The organism is Coprobacter fastidiosus (assembly GCF_982245605.1).
On sequence record NZ_CEVCIF010000036.1, the window covers coordinates 24,830 to 35,876 of the forward strand.

General features: G+C 35.3%; 9 protein-coding genes. 3 read left to right on the plus strand and 6 right to left on the minus strand.

Going from position 1 to position 11,047, the window contains the following annotated elements; translation table 11 throughout:
• Nucleotides 1–160: 160 nt before the first annotated feature.
• On the minus strand, nt 161–892 hold the full coding sequence (locus AC0UMU_RS09970; RefSeq protein WP_195596242.1) for a head GIN domain-containing protein: 732 nt from the start codon (nt 890–892) through the stop codon (nt 161–163).
• A gap of 953 nt (nt 893–1,845) precedes the next feature.
• Between AC0UMU_RS09970 and AC0UMU_RS09975 the strand changes: the two genes are divergently transcribed.
• Both AC0UMU_RS09975 and AC0UMU_RS09980 read left to right on the plus strand, forming a co-directional pair.
• On the plus strand, nt 1,846–2,319 hold the full coding sequence (locus tag AC0UMU_RS09975; RefSeq protein ID WP_278716099.1) for a Dps family protein: 474 nt from the start codon (nt 1,846–1,848) through the stop codon (nt 2,317–2,319).
• Nucleotides 2,320–2,775: 456 nt separating this feature from the next.
• Nucleotides 2,776–5,082, plus strand: coding sequence for a glycoside hydrolase family 2 protein (locus AC0UMU_RS09980; protein ID WP_278716097.1), 2,307 nt, complete (start codon nt 2,776–2,778; stop codon nt 5,080–5,082).
• Nucleotides 5,083–5,149: 67 nt separating this feature from the next.
• On the opposite strand, the gene AC0UMU_RS09985 is transcribed toward AC0UMU_RS09980, so the two are convergent.
• The 4 genes from AC0UMU_RS09985 to AC0UMU_RS10000 form a co-directional block, all read right to left on the minus strand.
• Nucleotides 5,150–6,364, minus strand: a complete 1,215-nt coding sequence (locus AC0UMU_RS09985; protein ID WP_009319670.1) for a sodium ion-translocating decarboxylase subunit beta — start codon at nt 6,362–6,364, stop codon at nt 5,150–5,152.
• Nucleotides 6,365–6,370: 6 nt separating this feature from the next.
• The gene (locus AC0UMU_RS09990) at nt 6,371–6,823 is read right to left on the minus strand and encodes a LapA family protein (protein ID WP_278716094.1); all 453 of its coding nucleotides are present in this window, start codon (nt 6,821–6,823) and stop codon (nt 6,371–6,373) included.
• 945 nt (nt 6,824–7,768) lie between these two features.
• The gene (locus AC0UMU_RS09995) at nt 7,769–8,128 is read right to left on the minus strand and encodes a thioredoxin family protein (protein WP_278716091.1); all 360 of its coding nucleotides are present in this window, start codon (nt 8,126–8,128) and stop codon (nt 7,769–7,771) included.
• Nucleotides 8,129–8,148: 20 nt separating this feature from the next.
• Nucleotides 8,149–8,853, minus strand: a complete 705-nt coding sequence (locus tag AC0UMU_RS10000; protein ID WP_278716088.1) for a peroxiredoxin — start codon at nt 8,851–8,853, stop codon at nt 8,149–8,151.
• Between the two features lie 114 nt (nt 8,854–8,967).
• On the opposite strand from AC0UMU_RS10000, the gene AC0UMU_RS10005 reads away from it, so the two are divergent.
• Nucleotides 8,968–9,891: a hydrogen peroxide-inducible genes activator gene (locus AC0UMU_RS10005; protein ID WP_009319675.1), complete on the plus strand. Its 924-nt coding sequence runs from the start codon at nt 8,968–8,970 to the stop codon at nt 9,889–9,891.
• Here AC0UMU_RS10005 and AC0UMU_RS10010 read toward each other — a convergent pair.
• Nucleotides 9,886–10,491, minus strand: coding sequence for a recombinase family protein (locus AC0UMU_RS10010; RefSeq protein WP_288641498.1), 606 nt, complete (start codon nt 10,489–10,491; stop codon nt 9,886–9,888). The genes AC0UMU_RS10005 and AC0UMU_RS10010 overlap by 6 nt on opposite strands.
• Nucleotides 10,492–11,047 lie beyond the last annotated feature (556 nt).

The following is an 11,047-nucleotide window of genomic DNA, read 5'->3' on the forward strand; positions in this document are numbered from 1 at the left end:
ATTAAAATCAATACAATAATTACATAAAATCAAGCAAATAAAACTGACAAATTTTCAATTTTATACTCAAATATTTAAATACCACTTCCTAAATCGTTAGAAAGTGGTAATCTTAGGTCCATTAAAAAGGACACATCAATATTTTCAAAAAACAACAATTCTATTGGATTGCTTTGACATAAGATTTCCCGGAAGCACTAACATCTAATGTAGAAGGTGTTCCCCAATAATTGAGTTTAGAAACACCGGACATATCGGCTTTCAATACTTGAGATACCCTCACCTTACAATCGGAAACACCCGACATTCTACAATTTAAATTCTCAGTTTCTAATTTCCCTAAAAAACCTTTACTTACTCCTAACATTTCAAGAGACAAATCAACTGTTTTTCCATCTATTTTGGCTTCGGAAACTCCACTCAAACTCAAGGAAAGCTTTTTCGCTTCTAAAGACGTAATATCGACTTTAGAAACTCCACTGATATTCAGATCGATATCATGAGCAAAAAGTTTTTCGAAATTAGACCTCGATACACCTGAGGCATTCAATTCAAATTTATCCCGATCGATGATTTCTCCGATAGAGACCTGGCATAAGCTACCGATATCCATTTTCTGCAACGGCACGGGTATCTGTATCCATACTTTTACATCATCGGTAAACTCATAATTTTTCTCTGTATCAATCTTTAAGGTTTTATTTTTCATCTCAATATTAAGTAATGATACCAAGTTTTCATGTCCTGAAACCTTCACATTATAGGTTTCTCCTTCCAAAACTTTTACTTTTATCGGAGCAAATAAAGACAGTTTGTCAAAACCGGAATGAGTCATCTCTTTCTCCACAATCTGCCCTCTCCCCGAAACTTTCTCATAATTAGATTTTTCCACAATTTTATCTTTTCCTCCTTTACAAATTATTATACACGATTGGCAGACCAAAAGCAGAAGGAAAAAGAATCCCAATTTTTTCATTTGTATTTCATTTAAAAGTTAATAATAATGTTATGTAAAGATAAACTATCGGAGACTATTTTAATAAAATTTTTGGGTCAAAAAATAACAATTTTACAGCAATAATGCGTTTTTAATAAACATAACCCAATAAATTTTTCAGGAGTCCGAGAACTTGTCTAAATTTTCCAATTAAAAAAGTCTTAACTTTCTTTCCAGCCTGTCGTCTTTTGTCAGATAGCTCTCGACCATTCGAAAACGTCTTTGAAAAAACACTCAAAGCTGACCAGACAAAACATACGACTGGCTCTAAAAAAATAAGAGAACATATTTTTATATATTCATAAATCATAAATAATTGTTTATAAAGAGCCTTTTTTATCCATGAGATACAAAACAATGTTAAACAACATGTTTTTTGCAAATAAAACATGTTGCACAACACAAAAATGCATTATATTTGCATCGTGTTTTTCATGGTATTAGATTTAAGGTTAACGAAGATTGGTTGTCGAGATGACAACCTTTTCTTTTTTAATAGCCTCCCTCTCTCCAAAATATCCGAACAACCAAAATTTTACTGATTCTCAAACAAAGAAAAACCACCACCTTTTATCAAAACATAAATACTCAAAAAACATTTATACAAAATCCGGTAGGCTTCAAAGATCAAAGGTATGCTTTCACAAGCTCTTACTGTAACCCTATTCCGGCTCAATAATCCTCACCACAACACTCTTTACCCAAAACAACACAGAATTCCAATTATCCTCTAATCCAGAATATATTCATATCATCTATATAAGCATAGATAATATCAGTTTGATTTATATATTATAACATATTACATTTGCATCAAACAATTAAATAAACCTCTAAAATAAAATGATATGAAAACTTTAGATTATATTCAATTAGACAAACAAAAAGTAGAAAATGTAATAAACGGATTGCAACAGTTACTGGCAGATTTTCAAGTTTATTATACAAACCTAAGAGGTCTTCACTGGAACATCAAAGGTTATTCTTTTTTTGTTTTACATAGCAAATTTGAAGATATGTATAATAGTGCCGCTGAAACAATTGATGAGATTGCAGAAAGAATATTGATGCTCGGCGGAACTCCTCAACATCAATTCAGCAATTATCTACAAACTGCAAACATTAAAGAATCTGGTTATATAGATAATGCTGATAAAGCACTCAACAATATTGGAGAAACGCTTAAAGTCCTCATTGCTGAAGAACGGGAATTGCTATCATTAGCATCCGAAACAAAAGATGAAGTGACAGTTGCCATGATAAGCGACTTACTCAAAGGCCAAGAGAAGACGATATGGATGTTAAGTGCTTACGCTTCGTAAAAGCCCATCTATTTTTTTAGATAAACAAATCTGCAGAAAAAACGGATGTTTTTTCTGCAGATTTGTTTTAAAAGAAGAATATAGATTAATCAGTGTAAACAAAATTAATAAAACCCAAAATAGAAAATTCGAATAACTCGATTCTATTAAATAATGTTTATACGCAACATTTTATGCTCAAAAAGTATGTTTAATAACAGATTATACATTATATTTGCACTGTGTTTTTCATGGTATTAGATTTAAGGTTAATGAAGATTGGTTGTCGTGAGACAACCTTTTTTTGTTTATATACTTCACCATATTCATTCAATATTTACCGCCAAATAATCAATTCATGATTTCATTCTCTTGAGAGCCCATATCTTCTTATTTCAAAATTCTTTCCTCAAAATATGTACAAGTACTTTAAATATTGTATATTTGTAAAATACATTTATAACAAAATTCATAAGGATGACTAAAGAGAAAATTAAAGCAGTAAGAATGCTGGCTATATGTTGCGTTCTTACGTTTCTTTGTCCAGAACTACATGCCCAGTTCAAAACCAAAGAAGCACCGATTATGACAAAATGGGCAAAAGATGTTCATATCGAAAAACCTCATCCGGAGTATCCTCGTCCACAAATGACTCGTAACGAATGGATGAACCTCAACGGAGTATGGGAATTTCAACGTTCTGCCGATTTAAACGAAAAGCCCCCTTTCGGTAAAAAACTCACAGAAAATATTTTAGTACCTTTCCCCATCGAAAGCGCCCTTTCCGGAATCATGGAACAACTGGACAAATTCTGGTACAGACGTACATTTGAAATTCCATCCAAATGGAAAGGGAAAAAAATTCTGATTCATTTCGGTGCAGTCGATTATGAGGCAGAAGTATTTATCAACGAAAAGAAAATAGGGCTGCACAAAGGGGGATATCTACCTTTCAGTTTTGATATAACAGATGCCGTAACGAACGGAAAGAATGAACTCATAGTCCGTGTCTATGACCCGACGGATAAAGGGGGACAACCACGAGGGAAACAAGACAGTATTCAAAAAGGGATCATGTACACACCGACAAGCGGAATATGGCAAACCGTATGGCTTGAACCGGTCTCAGAAACTCATATCGAAGATATCAAAATCGTCCCCGATATAGATAAAAAAGAGGTCGAAGTTACCGTCTTGTCAAATACAAAAAATGCCAAAGTGCTTGTCGAACTCAAGTCCGGAAAATTTCAAGGGAAAACCAATAGTCCTATAAAGATCAAAATTCCGAATCCGAAACTTTGGTCTCCTCAAAATCCCTATCTATATGATATCAATGTATCGATATTAGGAAATGACGGCAAACCGACGGATAAGGTCAATAGCTATTTCGGTATGCGAAAAATCTCCGTAGGAGAAATAAACGGGGTAAAGCGTCTATTCGTAAATAATGAGCCTGTTTTTATGAATGGTCCTCTCGATCAAGGATTCTGGCCCGACGGTATTTATACCGCACCCACAGACGAAGCCCTTCGCTTCGACATAGAAGAAACGATTAAAATGGGATTCAATTTCACCCGCAAACACATCAAAGTAGAACCCGCCCGCTGGTACTACTGGTGCGACAAACTCGGACTGATGGTATGGCAAGATGCCCCCTCCTGCAATTCATATAGAGGCAGTCACAAAGATGAGCCCACTCCGGAAATCGACAAAAAGGCTTTTGAAACCGAACTTACAGGAATGATAGACTTCCTCAAAAATTCTCCATCTGTTATTATGTGGGTAATATTTAACGAAGGACAAGGACAATTCGATACCGAACGTCTTGTACAAGTCGTCAAAAAACAAGACCCTACCCGATTGGTCAATGATGCAAGCGGAGGAAAATGGTCTTTTTCAGGAGATATATTGGATACACACAGTTACCCTGCCCCTTCTTACCCTAAACCTAAAGTCGAGGATCAAGAAAAGGCTAAAGGGAAAGTACTCGTTTGCGGTGAATTCGGCGGTATAGGAATGAAAGTCCCGGAGCACATGTGGTTCGAAGGTAAAGGTAGCGGATATGCTAACGTAGATACATCGGAAGATCTTCTTTTCAAATACGCCGAACTTTATAACATGATTGTCAAAATGCGAGAAAAAAACGGTCTTGCTGCCGTAGTTTATACAGAACTTACCGATATAATGACCGAAATCAACGGATTATTCACGTATGACAGAATTGCTAAAGTCGATGCTTCTAAAATCGCGAAAATAAATACATTCCGGTTTAAAATGCCGAATTTTAAAGAAATAGTCCCGACATCGGAAAAAGAAGCCCAAATCTGGAAATATAAATACGGTCCGAGAAAAGGAGCTTGGAACAAAGAAAATTTCGATGATTCAGATTGGAAAGAAGGCCCGGGAGCATTCGGAAACGCCGCCGGAAAAAAGGGGAATACACCTTGGCCTGTCGCAGACGGCAAAATAAAAGATAATAAGGGCAGAACCATTACGGAAATTTGCATACGTCGCAAATTTATCATGCCCAAACTTTCTCAAGACGAAATATCCCGTCTTATGCTCAGAGTTATGCATGATGAAAATTTCGATGTATTTATCAACGGTATTCTTGCTTGTAATGCCGGAAGAGCAAACTCCGACTATGAATATTTTCCGATCAAGCCTGAGGCTTTAAAAGCTTTGAGAATCGGTAAAGAGAATCTTATTACCGTATATTGTAAAGATACCGGAGGCGGACGTTTTATCGATGTAGGTATATCTTTACGGGATAAGATGGAATAATAACTGATAACAAAAAACAGGATACGCTAATTATAGAATATCCTGTTTTTTATAGTGACAAACAAGACTACAAATAAGGAATTATAGTTATATAAATACCCGTAATGATAGCCGATGTTATCACTCCCGAAATATTTGCACCCAATGCATCTCCTAAAACAAAAGAATCGGGATTTTCTTTACTGACGATTTTCTGTGCGACTTTCGCTGTAGTAGGGACACAGCTCACAGCTGCAATACCTATCACCGGATTATAATTACCTCTCTTTATAAAGTACATTATATATCCGCCCAAAATGCCACCGATACCAGACAACAACAAAGCCGCAATACCCAAAACCAACAATTTTAATATTTTAGGATCAAGCAATAATTTCGCATCACATAAAACGCCCAACAATAAACCGAGCATGAAGGTAGAGCCATACAATAAAGGTCCGCTGACAAAATCATAGATATGCTTCATTCCCGACTCACGTACAGCAACTCCTAAAAACAATGAAAAGAAAAGAGGCGAAGCTACCGGGAACAAGAAACATAAGACAGCGCATAATATCGCAGCAAATGCAAGTTTTACTTTAGCATCATAATTTTTAGGGGCTTTTTTAGTCGTCATTTTAATAGCACGCAAACGCTTGGGGACCATTAATTTCACAAGATAAGGATACCCGCCATAAGTCAATCCCAAATACAAATAAGCGACTACCGTTATAGGGACAAAAAGATGCTTCGCCAACATCAAAGAGGTAAACAGAACCATAGGCCCGTCTGCACCGCCGACCATTGCAACAGAAGCACTTTCTTTAAAAGACAGCCCGAAAGCGGATGCTATAGGCAATGTCAAAAATGTTCCAAGTTCTGCACACAAAGCCAAAAATAAACTGGTAAACGGTTTCTGAAGTAGAAAACTGACATCCAACAAAGTTCCTATGCCCATGAAAACAAAACAAGCAATCAGCCCGTTACTGAACGTAAGAGTATATACCGGCTGCAGAAAATCTATTTGCATCATATTCATCAAATCATCCGTATCCGAAAGCATCGGATCAAGAAACAAATTACCCAAAACTCCGTCAGGCATAAATAAAGTACCGCAATTAATTGCAATCATCCCCAATCCCATCGGTATCATCACCATAGGCTCGAGAATACCTTTCCAACCCAAATAGACAAGTAAAAAACCGAGAAATATCAAAAATAATCGTGCTGCAGCCAGTATCCATCCTCCTGCAGCCATTGTCCCAAATCCTTGGAACAAAGTAAAAAAATCAATATTTTCCATAAGTATTTATCTGTTATCTTCCTTAGAAGTATCATTTCTTTTATTCAAACCACCTTCTTGTTCTTCCTTATATTGTTCATGTTTTTTAAAGTACATCAACTGCGTATCTTCAGGATAATAATAATCCAACAAATCCATTTTAGAAGCACCATGACTGACACCATGATAATATCCAGCTTTACGCACATCTGCGGGATCTTCATTTATTCCCCGACTAAATTCTCCCCGTCTATCCCCGTAAAACTTATAATTTTTCATGGCTTCCTGCTCTACAAGTCGCGCAACTTTCTGATGCAACTTTCGCAATCTTTTCAAACGAATTATCACATCTTGATGAGAACTATAAAAATCCATAGAATCGGCCCAAATAGCAATAAACTTTATTACTCCTGCAACAAAAAAGCCTATTACAAAAGTAAGTACCACCATTTCCAATGTAGACAATAACAAATGTATCATAGCATATTAATAATTTAAAGTAAGGATGTGACTATTCAATAATATTATAGAGATAAAAATTCATCTCAAGGATAATCTTCACACACAGCAAATCCTTAAGTTAATCTACAAACGCATAATCTACTGCAATCAAGAAGATCACCTTCAAAAAAGAGATTGAGAACTTGCCTAAACTTTATACGGAACTCTTTTAAGGAATATTTCCAAGGACATTTTTTTATTTCTATAACACACATAAGTTGCCTAACGTACAGAAACAAGAAACGGACCGAAAGAAAACACAAAGAAGAGCTGACAGATTTTCTTTATTGAAGAATCTAAGCAAGTTCATATATAGGAAAGAATAAGAAACAGCTAAATCAATATTTGCCTTAATGCATATACAAAAAAACGATACGAAGACTTAAACAAAATAAAATTAGAAAAGTCTGTTATCGCTTTTTTATTATTAAACCCGGCATTTCTTATAAGTAAGCGAAAATTCTTAGTAGAAATAAATTTGATAATAGTGGGGTTTTCTATTTTTCTGGAATAAGAGTACACAGGAAAAAATACTCCGCATATACCGGTATCGAATAACACAAAATGACTTTCAATATCAGCACTTCTATTCGAGTAAGATAGAGAATCCTTGATAAAAGACATATTCCCGACTGCACCTTGGCACACAACAGACTCATCGGACGCAAATCTGACCAAATGTTCCTCCGTATTGTTATCTGACAACGATAAAAGAGCAACACAGAACAATATGCTTATCAGGTATTTCATCATAGTTACTACAAACTTAATAATAATATTTACAAGATCAGCATTATCATATTTTTTTATTTCAACAATAATACGATTTCACAGAATCATACTACAAATAATAAAAAAACCGGTCGCATTTTGTCATTTGCAATGCAACCGGTTTCTAAAAACATAAACCATAGATAAGACAAGCTATTTCAACAACATTTCTTCGATCTTCTTTTTCAGTTCATGTTTCGGAATTACTCCTGAAGTCATATAGGGGTCTCCCTTTAAAGGAGAGAACAATAAAGTCGGGACAGTTCGAATACCAAAAATTTCGGATAACCTTTCTTCTTTATCTACATCTATCTTATAAATATAGATCCGATCCTTATATTCCTCAGCCAATTCTTCAAGAATAGGACTCAAAGCCTTGCACGGGCCACACCATGTAGCAAAAAAATCTATTAACGCAGGTTTATCACCTTTATATTTCCATTGCGAGGAAATAGTTTCAATATTCACTACCTTTTCTGAGAATTCTTTCTCACTCAGATGAATTACCGGCATAATTATACCTTTCTTTTAATTTATTTACCTAACTTACTTTCAACACTCTCTTTCGAAAGTTTTTTTGTACAGAAAAACCAATCATAACAATGAAGGTTTTCATCTTGGCTCTCCATCCGTTCTTTCGCAACACCACACGATCCCGCAGTAGGAACAATAACATCATCTCCCGGACGCCAGTCTGCAGGAAGAGCGACGCCAAAATTATCTGCTGTTTGTAAACCGACAAGAACTCTCTTTATTTCATCGAAATTACGTCCTAACGACAACGGGTAATACATAATCGTACGAATAGTCCCTTGAGGATCGATAAAAAATACTGCACGGACAGCAGAAGTAGAGCTTTCACCGGGCTGAATCATTCCATAAAGTTTAGCCACATTCATCGTTATATCTTCGATAAGCGGGAACTTAATTTCAATATTTTTCATTCCCTTATAATCAATTTTATCCTTGATAGTACGAAGCCACGCAATATGGCTATACAAACCGTCAACAGAAAGTCCGACTAACTGACAATTTAAATCTTCAAATTCTTTTGACATTTTACCGAATGTCATAAATTCTGAAGTACAAACCGGCGTAAAATCTGCCGGATGACTAAACAATATAATCCATTTTCCGGCATAATCCGACGGGAAATTAATTTTACCCTGAGTAGTTACAGCCTCAAAAGAAGGAGCCTTTTCACCGATTCTCGGCATTACGTTCACTTGATTTTCCATAATTATATCTATTTTTTAATGAATATTTCTTTTATGTATGACAAAGATATCATACGGATACACATAAATCAAACAGATATTATCTATCTTTGTATTTATAAAATCTATTAAAATATGACAATACAACAGATGGAGTATATTGTGGCGGTAAACAGGTATCGTCATTTTGTAAAGGCTTCTGAAGAATGCGGAGTTACACAACCCACATTAAGTACGATGATACAAAAACTCGAGGACGAGTTAAACGTGAAAATATTCGACCGAAACAAACATCCGATAGAACCGACCAAAACCGGAGAAAGAATTATCCGCCAAGCAGAAGTCGCATTACACGAAATTCACAGAATAGAAGAGATGGTTCACAACGAAACAAAAACTCTTTCTGGGAACATCAGAATCGGAATCATTCCCACAATTGCACCATATTTAGTTCCTCAGTTCATATCTATATTTAAAAAAGATTATCCAGATGTCGCCCTCTCCATCTCAGAAATGAAAACCGACAATATCATTTACAATCTCAAAAATTCATTGTTGGATATGGCAATTGTCTCGACTCCTATCGACCAGAACGGTCTTTTGGAGATACCCATATACTATGAAAAGTTCGTTGCATACTTCTCTCCCGATGAACCTCGCAAAAATACCGGACTAAGTGCAACAGACATGCCGATGGAACACCTGTGGGTACTCCAGGAAGGGCATTGTTTCAGGAAACAAATATTTAACTTTTGCGGCAAATCGTCAACTCACAATACGACTTATGAAGCCGGAAGTATAGAAACTTTAATCAGAATAGTTGACAGCAACGGCGGCTATACTGTTATTCCCGAGCTTCATTTACCGTTGCTATCAGAAACTCAAAAAGCAAATATCAAAGACATTACATCGCCTCCTGCCATTCGAGAAATATCGATAATTATCCGCAACGACTATATCAAAGAACGAATCATCAATGCCGTAGCCGATACGATCAAAAAAATCATCCCGGAGCACATGCTCGATGAGCATTTAAAGAAATTCTCGATCAAACTATAATAAACCACCATTTTTTTTGAAAGCATAAAAAGTATCCCGACATATATTAAAATGTCTGCATATATCAGAAATAGAGACTCCCTGTTGAAGCATCTCCCGTATCTGTTTTTTATGCTCCAACAGAGATCTCTGTTTATAATTATCTCCCTTTTTTCTTCCCAGTTGCATCCCCGCCGCTTTCCGAACAGCAAGGGCTTCACGTGTGCGCTGGGAAATAAGTTTATGCTCGATCTGAGCTGCCAGTCCAAATGCGAACGCCATTACCTGACTACTGATACTATCGTCAAATTCAAAGCCGTCTTTCGTACTATACAATAAAACCCCGGTATCCAGAAAATAGCCCAATATAGACATCACTTCATGAAGAGTTCTACTTAATCGAGAAATTTCAGTAATGATAATAATATCACCCTTTTTCACCTTCCTCTTCAGTTTTCCTAAAGCCCTGAATTTCTCATTCTTTTTACCACTAACCACCTCTTTTATCCATACATCTATAACCAAGCCTTTGCGAGATGCAAATTTCTCGATTTCTTTCATCTGATTTTCTAAATGTTGCTTGCCAGTACTTACTCGCAGATATGCAAATACCATACTCATAATTAATTTGAGATTATAATAAAAACAACGCAACATATTTATAGTTCTATTTATAAACTCCAACATCCATGAGAAACAAAATCAACAAAAAAATGTCGGTTAAGACGTTCATCTTAACCGACATTTCACGCATAAAGATAGAATTTTATCATAAAACAAGAAAATATTTCTTTAAAATAATTATTATCAGTAAGTTGCAAGAATTATATAATTTACCAATCAAAAATATAATTACTTAAATAACAAGATATTATGAATACAAATTTAACGAACGATTAAATCGACACTTATAATTTTACACAAATAAAATTAAACCAAATATTTAAAATAAGTCAAACTATCATGAAGTAAAAAAAGATGTTCAGACTATGGATATAAAAAAATGGCTATTCAGAACAAATGAAGACGGATATATTAATCGAGAAAATGAGAAACTCGAAAATATACTGATGATCATTTTCTTTGCCGTTATACTGATAATCTTCATTATTTTAATAATCTAACCTGTTGGCGGAATTAAAATAGCGCATATTTAATTCTGCCAATAGGCTTTTCA